Source organism: Streptomyces sp. NPDC059224, assembly GCF_042754285.1.
Lineage (GTDB): Bacteria > Actinomycetota > Actinomycetes > Streptomycetales > Streptomycetaceae > Streptomyces.
Genome location: NZ_JBHZAN010000015.1, coordinates 18,013 through 37,110 on the forward strand (window position 1 = coordinate 18,013; position 19,098 = coordinate 37,110).

A 19,098-nucleotide genomic window follows, 5' to 3' on the forward strand; every position below is an offset into this window, starting at 1 on the left:
CCGGCACGCCCGTCGTGCTGGTCGGCGCCGTCGCCCTGTGGGGCGTGGCCTTCGGCGGGGCACCGCACCCTGATCCGGACGGCGCTGCTGGGCGCCTCGGGACCCGCCGGCGCCGAGGCCGCGACCTCGCTGCAGACCACCGTCTACAACACGGGCGCGGTCGTCGCGCTGGGCCGCCGGTACGCCTTCCCGGGCGGCCGGCCCGGAACGGCACGCGGCGGCACGTCAGTTCAGCCGAGTTCGAGCGTCGTCACCCCGAAGACCCGCTCCAGGGCGTAGTCGCGGACCGGGCCCGTGTACATCCGGGCGGTCTCGAAGGAGGGGGTGAATCCGGCCTCTTCGGCGAGGGCGACACCCACCGTGCTGGTCTCGGGCACGTCGACGGCGACCTGACGGCCGGCCGCCTCGGCCATGAGCGCGGTGAACAGGGCGCGGGCGTCCTCGGCGGTGTCGGCGAACAGGGGGCCGACGCGCAGACAGTCGTGGCCGGGGCGGATCACGCCGTAGCCGGTGAGGCGGTCGCCGTCGTGGCGGACGAAGGCCCGGTGGCCGGTGGCGGTCAGCCAGGCGGCCAGGAACCGCGGCCGGTCGGCCGGACAGCAGACGCCGTCGTACGCCGTGACGGCCGGCAGGTCGGCGGCGCGTGCCGGGCGGACCCCCGCGGGGATCCCGGCGGCCGGGGCGCAACCCACGAACCGGGCGGTGCGGTAGGCCAGTTCGAAGCCCGACCGGCGGTAGTTGTCCTGCTGGGCCACCACCCCGTCGAGACCCACCGTACGAGTGCCGGCGTGCGCCAGGGCGGTCTTCCAGGTGGCAAGGCCGTGGCCCTGGCCGCGCAGGTCAGGGCGGACCAGGTACCAGCCGAGGAACGCGTAGTGGGCGTCGTAGTTGACGACGGAGACGGCCGACACCGGCGTGCCGTCGACCCGGCCGATGAAGAACCCTCCGGGGTCCTGGGCGAAGAAGGCGGGGAGGTCCGACAGCCCGGGATTCCAGCCCTCGTCCACGGCCCAGCCGCGGACCACGGGCCAGTCCTCGGGCATGGCCTGGGTGACGACGAGGTCCTGGGGGGCCGGGGAGGTCATCGACGGGCTCCGTTCTGAGGTGAGGGGGCGCACGGGCGCGGCGGGCGGCGCCGCGCCCGCAGCATCCTTCCCGATCACCGGGCCCGGCACCACGCCGGGATCAAGCCGTCCGAAGGCCCGGCGGGGCCCGTCGGCGGGCTTGTCGACGGGGGCTGTCCGCCAGGACGCGCGCACGGCACCGGCCCCACCGGTCGGGGTCCCGCGGGGACCGCACGCACGGATCCCGGCGAGCCGCCTCGGCGGCTCGCCGGAGGGTCAGCGCGTGCGGTCCGTGCGGAAACGCCGGTGCAGGACGGTTCCTGCGACCAGCAGCGCCGCGCTGCCCGCGACGGCGGCACCCGTGAGGTCCGCCCCGGTGTGGGCCAGCGTGCCCGCCGCGACCGGCGGTGCGGCGGAGGAGTCGGCCCTGGGACCGGGGTGGGTCTTGACCGGGGTGGGGGGCGGCGTGCTCGGCGGCGTGGTCGGGGTCTCACCGGAGGTGTTCACGGAGGTGTTGCCGATGGCCGGATTGAGCGCCCCGACCACGTTCACGCTGTTGCCGCTCACGTTCACCGGAAGGTCGACCGGCAACTGGACGCCGTTGCCGGAGAGCACCCCGGGCGAGTCCTCCTCGGCGCCCCGCGCCGAGGCGCCGCCGGTCGTGGCGCCGCCGGTCGTGGCCGAGTCGCCGCCGGTGTTCTCACAGGTGTTGCCGGCCGCCGGATTCAGGAGCCCCACCACGTTCACGGTGTTCCCGCACACGTTCACCGGGACGTGCACCGGCAGCTGAATGCCGTTGCCGGAGATCACTCCGGACGAGCCGGCCGCGACGCCGTCCGCGCCGGCGTCGGCCCAGGACGGGGCCGCGAAGGCCATCGCACCGGAGGCGGCGGCGACGGCGATCACACCGTTTCGGGTAACCCGCTTCATAGGTTCCCTGCCTTCCAGACATTGTTGCGGGCGGTCGCCCGCACCGTCTAAAACGGGGACACGCCGTCTGAGTTATGGCTTATCTACATTTCAGCCAATCGAGTGACATCGATATCGAACTCGGGGCAAAACCCTGTAAGGAACCTGAAGCCGATGATCATGCCCGGGTACGGCGGTCCGCTCCGGCCCGCTCGCCGGGAGGCGTACCCGCCAGGACCCGCTTATGGTCGTCGAAAGCCCTGATTCCGGTCCGCCACGGAGCGTCCCTGGAGGCCCTCGATGCCGGCCATGCCCCCTAACCGGCCCGCCGCGCGTCGCTGCGCCGGAGCCGGAGCCGTCGCGCTGGCCCTGATCGGCGCCGGGCTTCCCGCGACCGCCGCGGCGGTCGGCAACGAGCCGGACCTGAGCCGCTTCTACCGGCAGAAGGCCCACTGGACGGCGTGCGAGGACGGGGCGCTGCCCAAGGACATGCAGTGTGCCCGGGTGACCGTACCGCTCGACTACGCGAAGCCGGCCGAGGGCACCATCGACCTGGCACTGTCCCGTTACCGGGCGACCGGGAAGTCGCGGGGCTCGGTGCTGCTGAACTTCGGCGGCCCCGGCGGTTCGGGCGTCAGCGGGCTCGGGCTCGACGGCAAGGACTTCCTGAGCCTGACCAACGGCTACGACGTGGTCGGCTTCGATCCGCGCGGGGTCGGCCGCTCCTCCCCCGTCAGCTGCGGCGACGGCCTCGACGACCCCTCGGCGGACGCCGGCGCCCAGAAGCTCCCCGACGTCGCCCATCCGCAGGCCCTGATGAAGACTCTCGAACAGCTGACGGTCCGGTGCACCGAGCACTCCGGCCCCGTGCTGGCCCACATAGGCACCGTGAACGCCTCCCGGGACCTGGACGTCATCCGCCAGTCGCTCGGCGACAAGAAGCTGAACTATCTCGGGTTCTCCTACGGCACCAAGCTCGGCGCGGTGTACGCGGCACAGTTCCCGGACAAGGTGGGCCGCATGGCCCTGGACGGTGTGGACACGCTGACCGAGTCGATGGCCGAGCAGGGAGTGGCGGGCGCCCAGGGGCAGCAGACGGCGCTGGACGACTTCCTCGACTGGTGCGTCACCGACCTGGGGTGCCCGTTCGGGCAGGACCGGCGCAAGGCCGGGGAGGCGGTGGTGGAACTGGTGCGCTCGCTGGACGAGAACCCGGTGCCGTCCGACTTCGGCGGCCCCTTCACCGGTCAGGACCTGGTGGGTGCCATCGTCCAGGCACTGTACAGCAGGGACCAGTGGTCGCTGCTGCAGCGGGCGCTGGCCTCCCTGATCGAGGACGGTGACACCCGGGGGGCGCAGAACATCGCGTCGGGCGGCTACGCCCTGCCGGTCGGGCAGCCGCGCGGCAGCGGGCCGGTCGGCAGCGCCGACATCCCCGTGGACAACCTGTCGGCCGCACTGATGGCGATCACCTGCGCCGACGACCCCGATCGGCCGAGCGCCCGGCAGGTCGCCCGGGACGTCGACCGGCTCCGCGAGGAGTACCAGCAGGCCTCCCCGGTCTTCGGCCGGTTCCGCCTCACCCAGGTACTGCTCTGCTACGGACGGCCGCGTGGCACGGACTTCATCCGCGACGAGGTGAAGGACGTGCCGACGGCCCCGATCCTGCTGGTGGGCACCCGCGGCGACCCGGCGACGCCGTACCGCTGGGCGGTCGAGACGGCGAAGCGCCTCGGGCCGTCGGCCGTGGTGCTGGACAACAGGAGCGACGGCCACACCGGCTACACGTTCTCCACCTGCGTGCACGGCAAGGTCGACGACTTCCTGCTGTACGGCACGCTGCCGGCCGACGGCAGCTCCTGCCCGGCGGACGGCACCCGCGCCGGCTCGTCGGGCTGAGCCTCAGGACAGGGTGAGGTCGGGGGCGTAGAGGTCGAGCCAGTGGGCCAGGTCGAGGGTGCGTTCCAGGCCGCGCCGGGCGCCCTGTCCGTTGAGCCCGGTCCGGTGGGCAGCGCGGTCCGCCTTCTCGCGGTCGACGAGGTCGAAGACCCGGTGGCCGGGCTGGGCCAGCAAGTCCTTGACCTGGTCCTGGAGGGCACGGCCGTACTCCGGGTCCTGGGTGGACGGGTAGGGGCTCTTGACCCGGTCGTACACGGACTGCGGCAGGACGTCCCTGGTGGCCTCGCGCAGCAGGGTCTTCTCACGGCCGTCGAAGGACTTCAGTGCCCAGGGCGCGTTGTAGACGTACTCGACCAGCCGGTGATCGCAGAACGGCACCCGGACCTCCAGGCCGACGGCCATGCTCATCCGGTCCTTGCGGTCGAGCAGCATGCGGACGAAACGGGTGAGGTGCAGATAGCTCATCCGGCGCATCCGGAACTCGAAGTCGCTCTCGCCGTCGAGGCGTTGGACGCCGGTGACGGCGGAGTGGTAGCCGTCGGCGATGTACGACTCCAGGTCGAGGGACTTGGTGAGGTCCGTGCGCAGTACGTCGGTGTCGTCGCCGAAGTGCCGGCCGGCCAGGCAGAGCCAGGGGAAGGTGTCGGCCGTGCGGGCGTCCTCGTCGAAGAACTGCAGGTAGCCACCGAACACCTCGTCGGCGGACTCTCCGGACAGCGCGACGGTGGACTGGTCGCGGACGGCCCGGAAGAGCAGCAGGAGCGAGGCGTCCATGTCCCCGAACCCGGCCGGCAGGTCACGGGCCCGGATCACCCGCTCGCGGACCGCGGGGTCGGCGAGGCTGTTCACATCCAGGACGATGTCCTGGTGGTCGGTGCGGGCGAGCCGTGCCACGTCGTGCACGAACGGCGTGTCGGGGGTGGAGCGCAGCTCGTCGGCGACGAAGTTGTCGGTCTGGCCGACGAAGTCGACGGCGAAACTGCGGACCTTCTCGCCCTGCACGGCGAGCTGTTGGGCGGCCAGCGCGGTCATGGCGGAGGAGTCGAGGCCGCCGGAGAGCAGGGTGCAGCGGGGCACGTCGGCGACCAGCTGGCGGCGCACGATGTCGTCGAGGAGCTCGCGGACGGTGGCGACGGTGGTATCACGGTCGTCGGCGTGCGGACGCGTCTCCAGCCGCCAGTAGGTCCGGGTGCGCAGTCCGCGGCGGTCGACGGTGACGACGGTGCCGGGCTCCACCTCGCGCATGCCCTCCCACACGGCGTGCCCGGGGGTCTTGACCATGGTGAACAGTTCACGCAGCCCGTCCAGGCCGACCCGGGGGCGGATCAGCGGGTTGGCCAGGATCGCCTTCGGCTCGGAGCCGAACAGGACGCCGTCCGGGGTCGGGTAGAGGTAGAACGGCTTGATGCCCATGCGGTCGCGGATCATCACGAGCTTGTCGTGCCGGCCGTCCCAGACCGCGAAGGCGTACATGCCGTTCAGCCGCTCGGCGACGGCGTCCCCCCACTCCACGTAGCCCCGCAGTACCACCTCGGTGTCGGAGTCGGTGGTGAACCGGTGTCCGCGGTCGGCGAGTTCGCGGCGCAGCTCGGTGAAGTTGTAGGCCTCGCCGGAGTAGACCATCGCGACGGTGCCGTCCGGGGTGCGGACGGTCATGGGCTGGCGGCCGCCGGGCAGGTCGATGATCGCGAGCCGGCGGTGGCCCAGAGCGGCGGGGCCCTCGCTCCAGGTACCCCGGTCGTCGGGGCCGCGACAGGCCATGGTCTCCGTCATTGCATCCAATGCGTGCGTCTCGGTGGTGAGGTCACGGTCGAAGGAGACCCAGCCGGTGATGCCACACATGCGTTACCTCCTGCTGCCGGTCTGCCGGGCGGTGTGCGCCAACCTGCGATTCCACGGCGGAGCCGATTGCCCGAGCGAACCACTTGTATTCAGCACCTATATATCGAGCGTGCGCCCCGCACCCGGCCCGGTCAACCTCGCCGTAACACGGACGGCTGCCCCTGCTCACCCTTTCGGCCGCGCTTTGCCCGCACGAGGCCCGCGACGGCGCTCCGCACCGGGCTCCGGCCGCAAGAACAGGCCAACTGCAAAATGTTCGCCAAACGGAACCGGCGCCCCGGTTTTCACCGGGGCGCCGGTCATCGGCCGTCGTCGCGTCCTCGCGTCACTCCGCCGTCGTCACGAACCGGTCCAGCACCGCCGTCAGCTCGGCCGGCCGCTCCACGGGGAGCTCATGGCCCGCGTCGATGATCCGGACCTCGGCGTCCGGGCAGGCCTTGGCCATCCGCAGCATCTGTCCGACCGGCAGCTGGATGTCGTGATAGCCGTGCACCATCAGGGTGGGCGCGGTGATCTCCGGCGCCCGGTCCAGGACGTCGAAGGCCCGCATGGCGCCGTACAGCGTCATCACCACCTCTCGCGGGGTGTCCGCCGACGCGCGGACGTATGCGCGGATCTCGTCACGCGGGTGGCCGGGGGCGAAGGCGCGCTGGATGTTGGCCGCGACGAACAGCTTGAAGGGGACCAGGGTGGAGGCCGCCATCAGCAGACCGCGGCCGCGGCTGTACGTCATCCGGCCGATGGAGTTGACCAGCACCATCCGCTCGATCCGCCCGGGGTGGGTGAGCGCGAGGGTCTGGGAGATCATGCCGCCCATGGAGTGGCCGACGGGGACGAAACGATCCACTCCGAGATGGTCGAGCAGGGCGACGACGTCCTGGGAGAGTGCCTCGATCGTCTTCACCCCCGCTCCGGTGCTCTCGCCGTGACCGCGAAGGTCGAGGCGGATCACCCGGCGGCTCTCGCCGAAGTGGGCCATCTGGTGGTCCCAGCGGTGCCGGTCGGCGGTCCAGCCGTGGATGAACACCAGGGGCGCGGCGGCGCCGTCCCGGGGACCCTCGTCGTCGTACGTCAGCGTCGCTCCGTCGACTTCGAGCTGCGGCATGGGACCTCCTGGGGCGTGATCCGGTTACTGGCCGGTACGGTAACCGGAGCCCCCGGCCGCCGTCATCGGGCAGCCGGCCTCAACACGGTTACAGCGTGCGCTTGATGGCCGCCACGGCCGCGTCGGCGTCGGCCGCGGACACCGCGAGCCGGGCGAAGGGGGCGGACGGCTCCAGGTCGACCAGGACGACCGGGCCGTGTTCGTGGACGGCGACGAAGTCCGTCCCGCCCGGGTACCGCCAGGCGCCGACGCAGAACCGGTCGGGCCGGAAGTGACCGGGGTGCGGTTCGCCGCGCAGCACCCGCCACCAGTCGGGCTCCACCGAGGCCCCGCGCACCTGTGCGAGCGGCACCCGCACTCCGCGGCGGTGGGCGAGCAGCCGCTCCCGCCCTCCCAGACGCACGACCACCTCGTCACCGTCGACGCTCAGCCGGGCCATCGCGCTCACCTCCGGGTGAATCCCACTGAGGCTTATTACCCCAAATGCCGCAATGGCGAATCGGTCCTATGGTGCTGGTATGGAGCACGCACTCAGTCCTTCGACCCTCGCCGAGCTGCGCCGCCCGCGCCCCTACCCCGCCGTCTCGGTGCTGACGCCGACGCACCGCCGCGAGCCCGACAACGCCCAGGATCCGGTCCGGCTGCGCAATGTCGTGGCCGAGGCGAAGAAGCAGCTGGAGACCGATCCCGCGGTCACCCGGGAGCGGCGCAGCGACGTCTTCGACCAGCTCGACCGGGCCCTCGCCGAGATCGATCTGGCGCACGCCGAGGACGGTCTGGTGATCTTCGCCGCGCCAGGTGAGCACCAGGTGTGGTCGCTGGCCCGCAGTGTGCCCGAGCGCGTGGTGCTCTCGGACACCTTCCTCACCCGCAACCTGGTCTCGGCCCGGGCCGCCGAGCGGCCGTTCTGGGTGCTGTCGATCTCGGCCGACCGCGTCACGCTGTGGAACGGAGGGGTCGACCGGGTCACCGAGAGCCGGGCCGGCGGCTTCCCGTTGTCCCGCGGCCAGGAGAACTTCGACGCCGAGCGGCTGCAGCGCATCGGCGACACGCCCAGCATCTTCCGCGACGAGGACACCAAGCGTTTCCTGCGGGACGCGGACACCCTGATGGCCGCCCTGCTGCGGGAGGAGCCGCGGCGCCTCTACATCACCGGTGAGCAGGCCGCGCTGTCCCTGTGGGAGGAGTTCGGCAACGTCGCCAGGCACAGCATCCCCGTGCAGCACGGTGGCCTCACGCACGCCGGCCCGGAGGCCGTGTGGCAGGTGATAGGGCCTCTGCTGGACGCGGACTCGCGCCGCAACACCGCGTCGGTGACCCGGGAACTGGAATCGGCACGCGGTCACAAGACGTTCGCGGCCGGTGTCGACGAGGTCTGGCAGAGCGCCCGCGAGGGCCGTGTCCGGCTCCTGGCCGTCGAGGAGAACTACCGCACGACCGTCCGCGACGACGGCGACCACCTGGTCCCGGCCGCGAGCGGCGACCTCGACTCCCGCGACGACATCGTGGACGAGATCGTCGAGCAGTGCCTGGAGACCGGTGCCGACGTCCGCTTCGTGCCGGACGGCACCCTGGACGACGAGAACGGCATCGCCGGGGTGCTCCGCTACTGACGCTCCGGTACTGACGGTCCCGCTCTCTCGGCCGACGTCTACGCTCTACAGCGTGATCGTCGGCCGAGAGGGAGTGAAGGCGTGGCTGAGCTGCTGGGCGTCGCGGTGCTGGGTGCCGGACACATGGGTGCCGACCACATACGCCGACTCGACCAAGTGGTCAGTGGCGCACGGGTGGCTGCTGTCGCGGATCCCGACCTGGACCGCGCCAAGGAAGCGGTGGCCGGTCTGGACGGGGTCACCGTCCACGCCGATCCGCTGGCCGCCCTGGACGCACCCGGTGTCGAGGCCGTGCTGATCGCCTCGCCCGGCCCGGCGCACGAGGAGCCGCTGCTCGCGGCCTTCGGCCGCGGGCTGCCGGTGCTGTGCGAGAAGCCCATGGTGCCGGACTCCACCGGTGCGCTCCGGGTCGTGGAGGCCGAAGCAGGGCTCGGCCGACGACTGGCGCAGATCGGGTTCATGCGCCGCTACGACGCCGAGTACCGGCGCCTGAAAGCACTGCTGGACGGCGGCGGCCTGGGGCGGCCGCTGATGCTGCACTGCACGCACCGCAACGTGTCCTCGCCGCCCGGCTTCACCAGCGCCATGCTGATCAACAGCTCGGTCTCGCACGAGATCGACGCGGCCCGCTGGCTGCTCGGCCAGGAGCTGACCGCGGTGACCGTGCTGCGGCCGCGACCCTCCGCCGGTGCCCCCGAGGGGCTCATCGACCCGCAGTTGGTGCTCTTCGAGACCGACGGCGGTGCCCTCGTCGACGTCGAGGTCTTCGTCAACTGCGGCTTCGGCTACCAGGTGCGCTGCGAGGCGGTCTGCGAGCGGGGCAGCGCCCGCATCGGCGAGGACCACACCATGCTGGTCACCTCGGCGGGCGCCGCCCGCGAGGAGGTGCCCCAGGACTATCTGGTGCGGTTCGCCGACGCCTACGACCGCGAAGTGCAGTCCTGGGTGGACGCCACCCGGCAGGGCCGGGTCACCGGCCCGAGCGTCTGGGACGGCTACGCGTCCTCCGTGGTCGCCGAGGCCGGGGTCCGGGCGCTGGAGTCCGGCGGCCGTACGGCCGTCGAACTCGCCCCACGCCCGGACCTGTACGCGGGGGACGTCAGCCGCTGACGCTCGCCGAGCCCGTCTCCAGGTGGCCGGTGAACCGGCGCGACCAGGTCACGTCGGAGTCCACCGTGACGGTGAAGTCGTACCAGCCGTCCTGGTGGGCAACCGCGTTGAAGTAGTCCTCGGCCGAGGCACCGGCGGCCACCTGGTAGGTCCAGGGGCCGTCGGTGCGGTAGTTGTTCGCGGTGATGGTGAACCTCACCGACGCGGAGCCCGAGTTGGTCATCTTGAACCAGACCGCGAGTTTGCCGGTCCCGGGCTCCACGGTGTAACGGGTGCTCACCTCGGCCGACTTGCCGGCCTTGGTGGCATCACCCTGGAAGCGGCGCAGGAAGCGGTTGGGACCGACCATGCTCAGGTCGTACTTCCCGGCGCCGTACCCCGTGCCGATGTTGAAGGAGTCGGAGGCGGTGCCGCCCGCGGCCACCGTGTACTGCCAGGGCGTGGTGTCCCGGTAGGCGTTCGGGTGGATGGAGAAGTGCGCGGAGCGGGTCGCCGGGGTGCCCTGGTTGGCCATGGTGAACCAGGCGAGGATCTTGCCGGCGGTGCCGAACTCCAGGTGGTCCAGGTATCCGTTGGGCTGGTAGGGCAGCGCACGGGCCGGGCGGGTGCCGGGCTCCTGGGCGGGCAGGGCGTTGGTGGTGGGTACCGGGTTGGGCAGCGGACCGCAGGTGGAGACGCCGATGACGCTGGTCGCGGGCAGCGTCACGGCGCCGGGAACCGGGTGGGCGAAGTCGAAGACGCCGGTCAGGTCGCCGCTCACCGAGCGCCGCCAGTCGCTGATGTTGGGGCACTTCGCGGGCTTGCCGAGGGCGGTGGTCCAGGTCTCCAGGAAGCGCAGCACCGAGGTGTGCTCGAAGACCTCGGAGGAGACCCAGCCGCCCCGCGTCCAGGGCGAGACGACGATCATCGGAACGCGGAAACCGAAGCCGTACGGCACCCCGTTCAGGAACTCACCGGCCGTGCCGGCCGGCGGCGACGGGGGTGGCACGTGGTCGAAGAAGCCGTCGTTCTCGTCGTAGTTGAGGAACAGGACGGTCGAGTCGAAGACGTCCTCGTCGGCGGCGAGCGCCTGGTAGACCAGGTTGACGAAGTGGGCCCCGTCGCCGGGCGGGGCGTAGGGGTGCTCGGAGAAGGCCTGGTCGGCGACCACCCACGAGACCTGCGGGAGGGTACCCGCGAGGACGTCGGCCTTGATGGCGGCGGCGATGTCGTCGGGGGTGGAGCCCGTCACCTTCGGGACCGAGGCCATGCCCCGGTCGTACAGCGGGTTGCCCGCCTTGGCGCCCGCGAAGTTCTTGAAGTAGGCGCAGCCGTTGTCCCCGTAGTTGTCCTGGGCGTTCTGGTAGACCTTCCAGGTCACTCCGGCGTTCTGCAGGGCCTCGGCGTAGTTCTGCCAGGTCAGCCCGGACTCGTCGCCGCCGTCGTAGCTGGCGGAGTCGACCTTGCCGCTCCACAGGTAGGTGCGGTTGGGGCCGGTGGCGCTGAGGGTGGAGCAGAAGTAGGCGTCGCAGACCGTGTAGTTGTCGGCGAGCGCGTAGTGGAAGGGGATGTCGGACCGGTCCAGGTAGCCGAGGGACCGTACGTTGCCGACTCCCGCGACCCAGTTGTCGAGGCGGCCCTTGTTCCAGGCGGAGTGCTGGGAGGACCAGGAGTGCGGCAGGTCGCCGTTGCACTGGGCCAGGGTCTCGCCGGTCTGGCCGCCGGCGGCGGGGGTGGCGCTGAGCTTCCAGGGATACTGGCGGCCCGGCCCGTTGGGCTGGTTGAAGACCGGGTAACCGCCGCTCAGGGTGACGCCGCTGCGGTCCGCGAAGCCGCGGACGCCCTTGAGCCGCCCGAAGTAGTGGTCGAAGCTGCGGTTCTCCTGCATCAGGACGACCACGTGCCGTACGTCCGAGATCGTGCCGGTCGCCGCGCTCTGGGCCGCGGCCGCCGTCCGTGGGCCGGCGGCGCCGACCGCCATGCCCGCCGCCACGGAAGCGCCCAGCCCCACGAAGCCTCTTCGGCTGATCGGTGTCATTCGTCCCGTCCTCGTCACGGGTGTGCTCCGGCGGCACACCACGCGCCAGGGTGCACGGGGTATCCGTCAGGCTCCGGTCCGGGGCGGTGAGGCGGGAGTGAACAACACAGGAAGGACGTGCCGTCTGCGCCGGATCCGGCTCACACACCGCCGAACAACGCGCTCAGACCCCGCTCCACGACCGCGTCGACGTCCTCCTCCCCCGGCGCCACCACCTCGTGGCTGCGCTGCAGGAAACGCACGAGCGCCTGGGTGTCGAACTGGAGCAGGGCGAGCCCGTGCGGCGAGTGGAACTCCACGGCCGTACGGCCCCGGCCGCAGGGCCAGATGTGCACGTCCCCGCGCCCGGCGGGGACATCGAGACCCTGGTCCAGCAGCGAGCGCGCGAAGGTCCAGGTGACCTCCTCGCCCCCGAGGGTGACCTCGGCCGGGAAGTCGATGAACACGGCGAGCGGATCACCGGAGGTGTACCGGAGCGTGGCGGGCACCGGCACCTCCTGGTCCTCGGCGGTGATCAGCCGGGCGCGAGCGGGTTGCTCGAAAGTGATGTCCATGCCTGTAGGACTCCACAGGTACCCCTCGCATGACGCGAAATCCGGACAGAGTTGCCGCGGGTGGCCGAGACCGCGACACTGTGCACGCCGACGCGTCGAACAGTCGCCCGAGCGCGATACGCAGGCCCCCTGAAGTAGGCCAAGTCGCGTAGTCGTCCTACGCCTTGCGCCACCAGGTCGCGTACACCTTTCATAGTGGTCCACCAGGCAGTGGGGACTCTGACATATGCCAGAAGCACCACCGTATCGGGTGTTGCCAAATCCCTTACGGGGCGTCGCTGGCTGTGCCACAGTCGTAACCGGTCCCCCCGCCCGCTCTGGCCGTACCGTCCCCGCATCGGAGTGCGTCATGCCGTCCCATGTCTCCGCGGACCGCCCCGCCGCCCAGCCGCCCGGGCGCGGCTCGGTCGAGGCGTTGATATCGCAGACGCGGCGGCTCAGGGGTGACGTGGACGCCGTGCGGCGGGACACCCGCGGCGACGGTTCGGACCCCCGCGACCGCTGGCAGCGCGCACTGTACGACCTGGCGCTCCATCAACTCAACGATCTGGACGAACACTTGGCGCAGCTGCGGGACGGCCCCGCGCCGCCACCACCCGTCCCGGACGCCGCGCCGGAGCACCGGTCCGCTCCCGCCGATCTCCCGCACGGTTCGCTGCTCAGCCGGGTCGGCAGCGCGGAGTGGAACCTCCTGACGGACGAGGCCAGTTGGTCCGGTGAGCTCTACCAGATCCTCGGCCGCGACCCGGCCGCGCCCGCGCTCACCCTCGACGAACTGCCCGCCGTGGTCCTGGACGAGGACCGGCCCGGGCTGACCGAGATGGTGACCGCCTGCCTGGTCGACGCCAAGCCGATCGACGGCGAGTTCCGCGTCCTGCGGCCCGACGGAACCGTACGGACCGTGCACATGATGGGCGAGCCCGTCCTCGGCGGCGACGGCAGCACCGCCTCGATGTGGGCGGTGCTGCGGGACGTCAGCGAACTGCGCCGCAGCCAGCGCACGGTGCGCGAGACCCGCGACTCGCTGCGTCGACACCACCCGGTGGACCGGAACCAGCAGCGGCTCGCGACCGATCTGCGGGTGGCCGTGGTACCGGCGGGACGCGGTGCGCCGCGGCCACCACGCCATGCAACGGGCGCTCTCGACGTCGCCGGCCGCCACCTGCCGGCCGGGGCCGGCGCTCAGCTCGGTGGCGACTGGTACGACGCGCTGGACCTGTCCGACGGCGACACGCTGCTCAGCGTCGGTGACCTCACCGGGCACGGTGTCGCCGTCGCCTCGGGCATGACGATGCTGCTGGGCGCCGTACGCGGTATGGCGATGGCCGGCGCCCAGCCGGGACAACTCATGTCCCTGCTGAACCAGTTGCTCGACACGACCGTGCAACCCGCACTCGGCAGCGCCGTCTGCTGCCGCTACCGCCCCGAGACCCGCACCCTGGCCTGGGCACAGGCAGGGCACCCCGCCCCGCTGCTGTTCCGCGACGGGACGGGGTGCGTGCTGAACGCGCCGGACGGCGTCCTGCTCGGCGCCACCTCGGGAGCCGGCTACGGGCAGGCCGAAGTGACCCTGGAACCGGGCGACCTGCTCCTGCTGCACACCGACGGGCTGTTGCCCGGGCACAGTGCGGCGGACTCCCTGGACCGTCTCCTCGGCCTGTCCCCGCGGTTCGGGCAGGCACCCACCGCCCAGGACTGTGTCAGGGCCGTGCTCGAGGAGTTCGGCGAGACCGAGCGCGAGGACGAGGCCTGCGTGCTCATCGCCAAGGTGAGTGAATAAGGTAAGGGCGGTCGGCCACCCCGGATCAACCAGTGTCCGGTCGCGCACCGGCCCCTATGCCTGTGCGCTGTTGTTCGTCCCCCTGTTCCTGGGCTTGGGCAGCGCGAGCTTGATCTCGTCCCGCAGGTCCTGGATCCGCGGGTAGCTGGAGTACTCGGCGGTGAGCCGGTACATCTGCCGCAGCCGGTCCCACGTGCGGTGCGAGGAGTTCGATCCCATCGACACCAGGGCCAACCGGGCGTAGTGGCCGGCCTGCTCGGGGTCGTCCGCGATGAAGCAGGCGGAGGCCATGGAGAGGAAGTCGAAGATCTTCGACCGCTCCTGCTTGCTGTCGGCCCTGAGGGCCAGGGCCTTCTCCGCGTAGTGCCGGGCGTGCACGGCCGCGCTCGGGTCGTGGTCGGCCAGCGTGCGGTAGGCCAGAGCCTGCATACCGTACAGATCCGCCTCGTTGAACATCTGCATCCAGCTCGGCGGCGGCACGTCGCTGCGGTCCGAGACGAACAGGCTCTCCGCCTGGCCGAGGGTACGGCGCATCGCCTGGCCCTTGCCCATCGACGCCTGCGCCCACGCCTCGATGGTGTGGAACATCGCCTGGGTGCGCGGCAGCACCTCCTGACCCGAGCCCGACTGGGCGAGTTTCATCAGGTCGAGTGCCTCGTCGGGCCGGCCGATGTGCACCATCTGGCGAGCCGCTCTGGAGAGCGCCTCCCCGGCACGCGGCCGGTCACCGCCCTCACGGGCCGCGTGGGCGGCGATGACGAAGTACTTCTGGGCCGTGGGTTCCAGGCCGATGTCGTGCGACATCCAGCCGGCGAGCACGGCGAGGTTGGCGGCGACGCCCCACAGGCGCCGCTGGAGATGGTCGGGGTGACGGTAGGCGAGCATGCCGCCCACCTCGTTGAGCTGTCCCACCACGGCCTTGCGCTGCAGCCCGCCACCGCGGGCCGCGTCCCAGGCACGGAACACCTCTACGGAGCGCTCCAGTTCCTCGATCTCCTCGGATCCGATGGGGGCGGCCTCGTAGCGGTCGAACCCAGCGGGGTCGGCGTGCAGGGGGTCGTCGAGGACGGGGGCGTCGGCCTTCAGGGTGGGGTCGGTGTGCAGCCAGTCGTACATGGCGCTGCTGAGTACGGATCCCGCGGTGAGCGCGGCACCCGCGCCCACCAAGCCGCGTCGGTTGAGCATGAGGTCCATTCCCGTGAATTCGGTGAGGACCGCGGCGGTTCGTTCGGGCGCCCACGGCATGCCGTCGGGATGTTCCGCCATCCCGCCGTCCGGCCGTTTTCCCGTACGCCCGTGCCGTACCAGACCGAGGTCCTCGATGGTCACGACACGGCCGAGACGCTCGGTGAACAGGACCGCCAGCACCCGCGGCACCGGATCGCGCGGGATCTCTCCCGTGTCGATCCACCGCCGCACCCGGGAGGTGTCGGTCGACAGCTGGGGGTGGCCCATGGCCGCCGCCTGCCGGTTGACCAGCCTCGCGAGTTCGCCCTTGGACCAGCCGGCCAGGCCGAACAGGTCCGAGAGACGGGTGTTGGATTGTCCGCTCACGTCAAGCCCCCAGGTTCTCGGCTGAGTTGACAGTAGCCCCGGGCAGGTTGCCGGGCGACTATTCGCCACGGTTCGCCAGGGTGCGCCAGATGGTGTGCCACTGGGCGACGGGTGTCAGGTAGGAATGCGCCATCCCGACCCGGTCGCCACTCCACGGGCTCACTCCCCAGGGTGTGTCCGGGCGGCCGGGACGGGTGGGCGCCGAGGACCTCTCGCAGGACTTCTCAGGCAGGCACCGCAGGTACACGAAGGGATCTGTATCGCCCATGTACGCAGCATCGTCCTCCGTGTCCGCTCCGCCCCGGACGCTGCGCCCCCGCCCGGCGGGCAGCGGACCCTATCTCGACCCCGCGCGCACCGGGGCCGCCGTACCGGTCGTGGGCCGGCCACGGCGCGTCCCGGTTCCGGGCACCCAACCGCTCAGCGGGAGGCTGGACTTGTCCGGTCCCCAGGGAGCACAGCTGCGCACCGCCATCGCGTCGGTGCACCGGATCTGCCCGGAGTTCGCTCCGGTGCAGGTGCTGCGCCGCTCCGGACGGTCCGTGATCCTCGTCGGGACGACGGGGCGCAGCACGGCCGTGGCCAAGTGTCTGCTGGACCACTCCCCCGCCTGGGCGGAGCGGAGCCGTCACGAAATAGCCGCATACCGTTCGTTCGTCCGGCAGCGGCCTCCGATCCGGGTGCCGCGGCTGATCGCGGCGGACCCGGACAACTGCACGCTGGTGATCGAGCGGATGCCCGGCCGGGTGGCGGCGGTCCAGCGGCACCCGGTGGAGGCTCCGCCCCGCGCGGACATCCGGGCCGCCCTGGGCGCGATCTGCCGGTTGAACGCCTGGCGGCCCCCGGCGGGCACCTTCGACGCCCCCGTGGACTACGCGGCCCGTATCTCCCGGTACCACGAGCTGGGTCTGCTCACCGACCGCGACATGGGTGACCTGCAGAAGCTGGTGCACGGCATCGCGGTCGCGGCGGGCCGGCAGGGTACGGGCCAGTTCTGCCACGGCGACGCCCTGCTGTCGAACATCCTGCTGTCGCCGGCCGGTCCGGTGCTGGTGGACTGGGAGCACGCGGGCTGGTATCTGCCGGGGTACGACCTGGCGACGCTCTGGTCGGTTCTCGGGGACGCTCCGGTGGCGCGTCGTCAGATCAGTCAGATCGCCCAGTCGGCGGGGCCCGCGTCCCGGGACGCCTTCCTGGTGAACCTGATGCTGGTCCTCACCCGGGAGATCCGGACCTACGAGACCGCCGTGCAGCGTTCGATGCACGAGACGGCCCCGGCGGCACCGGGTTCGGCCCACCCGGGTGCCGCGCCGACCGGCGAGGAACAGCGGCTGCTGCTCCGGCGGCTGCACGACGACTGCCAGCTGGCCCGCCGGGCCGTGCGCGCGGCGGTCGGCACTCGCTGACGGGGACGAGGATCCGCGGTGCGCTCAGGACAACCGCGCACCGCGGATTTCTCGGACGGTCGTACCGTTCACTGGTGTACGCCACTGACGCCGCGCAGGCCGGGAGCCTCCGGCGCGAAACTCCCACGGTCATCGCATGACATGGGAATTCTCCGCCCTCTGGGCATGATTGACGGATCGTCGGCAAGCCGGTACCACTGAGCCACGCTCAGCCCCGCACGCCCCGCCGCGCCCGATCGCCCCAGGAGGCCGCATTGCGAGGATCCGTCACCGACCCAGCGCCCACCCACGGCGGCAGACATACGCGCAGGGCGGCAGCCGCAGCCGTCGGCTCCGCCGCCCTGCTGCTGCCGTTGCTGGGTGCCGCTCCGCCGCCCGGCGAGAGCGCGTCGTCCGTCGGCCTGCTCCAGCGTGCGTTCGCGTCCGCCGCCACCGAGTACCACGTGCCGCCGAACGTTCTGCTGGCCGTCTCCTATCTCCAGTCCCGCTGGGACACCCACGGCGGCGCACCGAGTGTGACGGGGGGTTACGGCCCCATGCACCTCACCGACGCGCACACCGCGCTGGCCACCACCACCGAGCACTTCGCGGACGGCACCGAGGACGCGCGCGGCGACAGCGCCCGCCCGGCCCTGCACCCCGGCGTCAAGGTGCCGGCGAACTCCGCGCTCCCGGCGCGCCTGAAGACCCTCGTCCGGGCTGCCGGGCTGACCGGAATCCCGGCGGCGCGACTGCGCACCGACCCGGCCGCGAACGTGGCCGGCGGCGCCGCGCTGCTCGCGTCCGCGCAGCGGTCCCTGCACCAGCCGCTCAGCGCCGACCCGGCCGACTGGTACGGCGCGATCGCCCGTTTCTCCGGCGCCGACGACGCGGCGACCGCGGCGGCGTACGCCAACGACGTGTTCGACGTCCTCCACACCGGCGAGCAGCGCGTCACGGACGAGGGTCAGGTCGTCGCCCTCGCCGCCCGGCCGGATCTGAAGGCCGACACCGCACAGCTGAAGCTGACCGGGCTGCGCACCGTGGCGGCGGACGACACCGAATGCCCGACAACGGTGTCGTGCGAATGGATTCCGGCGCCCTACGAGGAGTTCGGGGACAACGACTACGGCAACCACGACCTCGGGGACCGGCCGGCCGCGCAGAGCATCAGGTACATCGTCATCCATGACACGGAGGGCGCCTGGGACGGGACCATCAACCTGGTCCAGGACCCGACCTATGTGTCCTGGAACTACACCATCCGTTCGACCGACGGTCTGATCGCCCAGCACGTCAAGGCGAAGGACGTGGCCTGGCACGCGGGTAACTGGTACATCAACGCCAAGTCGATCGGCATCGAACACGAGGGCTTCCTCGCGGCGCCGGACTCCTGGTACACGGAGGCGATGTACCGGTCGTCGGCCCGGCTGGTGAAGTACCTGACCACCGAGTACGGCATCCCGCTGGACCGGCAGCACATCCTCGGCCACGACACCGTGCCCGGGCCGACCACCTCCACGATCCCCGGGATGCACACCGACCCCGGCCCGTTCTGGGACTGGCGGCACTACTTCGAGCTGCTGGACCACCCCTTCAAGCGCACGGCGGGCAAGAAGGGCGGTGTGGTGACGATCCTGCCGGACTACGCCACCAACCAGCCGGTGTACACCGGCTGCCTCACCAGCGGCCAGCCGTGCGCCGCGCACGGTTCCAGTGAGGTTCGGCTGTACTCCGACCACGACGAGAACTCGGCCCTGATCAAGGACATCGGCCTCGGCAGGACTCCGACGGCCGACGTGAACGATCTCTCCTCGCGGGTCTCCACCGGTCAGCAGTACGCGGTGGCGGACACCTGGGGCGACTGGACGGCGATCTGGTACCTCGGGCAGAAGGCCTGGTTCAGGAACCCGGCGAAGGCGCCGACGGCGGTGACCGCCACGGGGCTGGTCGTGACGCCGAAGGCGGGCCTGACGAGCGTCCCGGTGTACGGCCGCGCCTATCCGGAGGCGGCCGCCTACCCCTCCGGGGTACCCGCGCAGGCGGTGTCGCCGCTGCCGTACACCATCCCGGCGGGCCAGGAGTACGTGGTCGGTGACGTGCTGCGGGGCGAGTACTACTACGCGGTCACCTTCGACACCGCCTCGCACCGGGTCGTGGTCGGCAAGGACCTGTACTACGAGATCCAGTACGGCCACCGGATCGAGTTCGTCCGCGCGGCCGACGTGACCGTGGCGCCGGCCAGCCGGTGGGCGCGGAGGTAACC

At 71.6% G+C, this 19,098-nt stretch carries 14 protein-coding genes; 6 read left to right on the forward strand and 8 right to left on the reverse strand.

The genetic code is table 11. The features are described 5' to 3' along the window. Positions 1-230: 230 nt before the first annotated feature. Together ACFXI4_RS17735 and ACFXI4_RS17740 are read right to left on the reverse strand one after the other, a co-directional pair. Complete coding sequence (locus ACFXI4_RS17735) at positions 231-1,085, reverse strand: GNAT family N-acetyltransferase (protein ID WP_384991568.1); 855 nt, start codon at positions 1,083-1,085, stop codon at positions 231-233. Between the two features lie 255 nt (positions 1,086-1,340). Continuing rightward, positions 1,341-1,994 (reverse strand): chaplin, encoded by a 654-nt coding sequence (locus ACFXI4_RS17740; RefSeq protein ID WP_384991570.1) that lies wholly within the window; start codon positions 1,992-1,994, stop codon positions 1,341-1,343. A gap of 279 nt (positions 1,995-2,273) precedes the next feature. On the opposite strand from ACFXI4_RS17740, the gene ACFXI4_RS17745 reads away from it, so the two are divergent. Beyond that, the gene (locus ACFXI4_RS17745) at positions 2,274-3,872 is read left to right on the forward strand and encodes an alpha/beta hydrolase (RefSeq protein ID WP_384991574.1); all 1,599 of its coding nucleotides are present in this window, start codon (positions 2,274-2,276) and stop codon (positions 3,870-3,872) included. 3 nt (positions 3,873-3,875) lie between these two features. Here ACFXI4_RS17745 and asnB read toward each other — a convergent pair whose 3' ends face one another. The 3 genes from asnB to ACFXI4_RS17760 all read right to left on the reverse strand — a co-directional run bounded on the left by asnB (position 3,876) and on the right by ACFXI4_RS17760 (position 7,258). Then, a complete protein-coding gene (asnB, locus tag ACFXI4_RS17750; RefSeq protein ID WP_384991577.1) occupies positions 3,876-5,714 on the reverse strand; it encodes an asparagine synthase (glutamine-hydrolyzing) in 1,839 nt (612 codons plus the stop codon). A gap of 325 nt (positions 5,715-6,039) precedes the next feature. Continuing rightward, on the reverse strand, positions 6,040-6,819 hold the full coding sequence (locus ACFXI4_RS17755; protein WP_362723633.1) for an alpha/beta fold hydrolase: 780 nt from the start codon (positions 6,817-6,819) through the stop codon (positions 6,040-6,042). Between the two features lie 88 nt (positions 6,820-6,907). Next, positions 6,908-7,258, reverse strand: coding sequence for a hypothetical protein (locus tag ACFXI4_RS17760; RefSeq protein ID WP_384991581.1), 351 nt, complete (start codon positions 7,256-7,258; stop codon positions 6,908-6,910). A 79-nt stretch (positions 7,259-7,337) separates the two neighbouring features. On the opposite strand from ACFXI4_RS17760, the gene ACFXI4_RS17765 reads away from it, so the two are divergent. Both ACFXI4_RS17765 and ACFXI4_RS17770 read left to right on the forward strand, forming a co-directional pair. Then, a complete protein-coding gene (locus ACFXI4_RS17765; protein WP_362723627.1) occupies positions 7,338-8,432 on the forward strand; it encodes a chemotaxis protein in 1,095 nt (364 codons plus the stop codon). 81 nt (positions 8,433-8,513) lie between these two features. Then, on the forward strand, positions 8,514-9,542 hold the full coding sequence (locus tag ACFXI4_RS17770) for a Gfo/Idh/MocA family protein (RefSeq protein WP_384991584.1): 1,029 nt from the start codon (positions 8,514-8,516) through the stop codon (positions 9,540-9,542). Here the strand turns inward: ACFXI4_RS17770 and ACFXI4_RS17775 are convergent. Then, positions 9,532-11,559 carry a phosphocholine-specific phospholipase C gene (locus tag ACFXI4_RS17775; RefSeq protein WP_384991587.1) on the reverse strand — a complete coding sequence of 676 codons (2,028 nt, stop codon included), beginning with the start codon at positions 11,557-11,559 and terminating at the stop codon, positions 9,532-9,534. The two genes, ACFXI4_RS17770 and ACFXI4_RS17775, sit on opposite strands and share 11 nt — an antisense overlap. A 140-nt stretch (positions 11,560-11,699) precedes the next feature. Then, complete coding sequence (locus tag ACFXI4_RS17780; protein ID WP_362723272.1) at positions 11,700-12,113, reverse strand: SsgA family sporulation/cell division regulator; 414 nt, start codon at positions 12,111-12,113, stop codon at positions 11,700-11,702. Between the two features lie 349 nt (positions 12,114-12,462). Here ACFXI4_RS17780 and ACFXI4_RS17785 point away from each other — a divergent pair, with 349 nt between their 5' ends. Next, positions 12,463-13,893 carry a PP2C family protein-serine/threonine phosphatase gene (locus ACFXI4_RS17785; RefSeq protein WP_384991590.1) on the forward strand — a complete coding sequence of 477 codons (1,431 nt, stop codon included), beginning with the start codon at positions 12,463-12,465 and terminating at the stop codon, positions 13,891-13,893. Positions 13,894-13,947: 54 nt separating this feature from the next. Here the strand turns inward: ACFXI4_RS17785 and ACFXI4_RS17790 are convergent, their stop codons facing one another. Beyond that, the gene (locus tag ACFXI4_RS17790; RefSeq protein ID WP_362723277.1) at positions 13,948-15,447 is read right to left on the reverse strand and encodes a hypothetical protein; all 1,500 of its coding nucleotides are present in this window, start codon (positions 15,445-15,447) and stop codon (positions 13,948-13,950) included. A gap of 266 nt (positions 15,448-15,713) precedes the next feature. On the opposite strand from ACFXI4_RS17790, the gene ACFXI4_RS17795 reads away from it, so the two are divergent. Beyond that, a complete protein-coding gene (locus ACFXI4_RS17795; RefSeq protein WP_384991593.1) occupies positions 15,714-16,853 on the forward strand; it encodes an aminoglycoside phosphotransferase family protein in 1,140 nt (379 codons plus the stop codon). Between the two features lie 254 nt (positions 16,854-17,107). Further along, the gene (locus ACFXI4_RS17800; protein WP_384991596.1) at positions 17,108-19,096 is read left to right on the forward strand and encodes an N-acetylmuramoyl-L-alanine amidase; all 1,989 of its coding nucleotides are present in this window, start codon (positions 17,108-17,110) and stop codon (positions 19,094-19,096) included. Positions 19,097-19,098 lie beyond the last annotated feature (2 nt).

Coding starts and splice junctions, on each gene's coding strand:
- ACFXI4_RS17755 (WP_362723633.1), bottom strand. CDS start 6,819: ATGCCGCAGCTCGAAGTCGACGGAGCGACGCTGACGTACGACGACGAG.
- ACFXI4_RS17745 (WP_384991574.1), top strand. CDS start 2,274: ATGCCGGCCATGCCCCCTAACCGGCCCGCCGCGCGTCGCTGCGCCGGA.
- ACFXI4_RS17740 (WP_384991570.1), bottom strand. CDS start 1,994: ATGAAGCGGGTTACCCGAAACGGTGTGATCGCCGTCGCCGCCGCCTCC.
- ACFXI4_RS17735 (WP_384991568.1), bottom strand. CDS start 1,085: ATGACCTCCCCGGCCCCCCAGGACCTCGTCGTCACCCAGGCCATGCCC.
- ACFXI4_RS17795 (WP_384991593.1), top strand. CDS start 15,714: ATGTACGCAGCATCGTCCTCCGTGTCCGCTCCGCCCCGGACGCTGCGC.
- ACFXI4_RS17765 (WP_362723627.1), top strand. CDS start 7,338: ATGGAGCACGCACTCAGTCCTTCGACCCTCGCCGAGCTGCGCCGCCCG.
- ACFXI4_RS17785 (WP_384991590.1), top strand. CDS start 12,463: ATGCCGTCCCATGTCTCCGCGGACCGCCCCGCCGCCCAGCCGCCCGGG.
- ACFXI4_RS17760 (WP_384991581.1), bottom strand. CDS start 7,258: ATGGCCCGGCTGAGCGTCGACGGTGACGAGGTGGTCGTGCGTCTGGGA.
- asnB (WP_384991577.1), bottom strand. CDS start 5,714: ATGTGTGGCATCACCGGCTGGGTCTCCTTCGACCGTGACCTCACCACC.
- ACFXI4_RS17780 (WP_362723272.1), bottom strand. CDS start 12,113: ATGGACATCACTTTCGAGCAACCCGCTCGCGCCCGGCTGATCACCGCC.
- ACFXI4_RS17775 (WP_384991587.1), bottom strand. CDS start 11,559: ATGACACCGATCAGCCGAAGAGGCTTCGTGGGGCTGGGCGCTTCCGTG.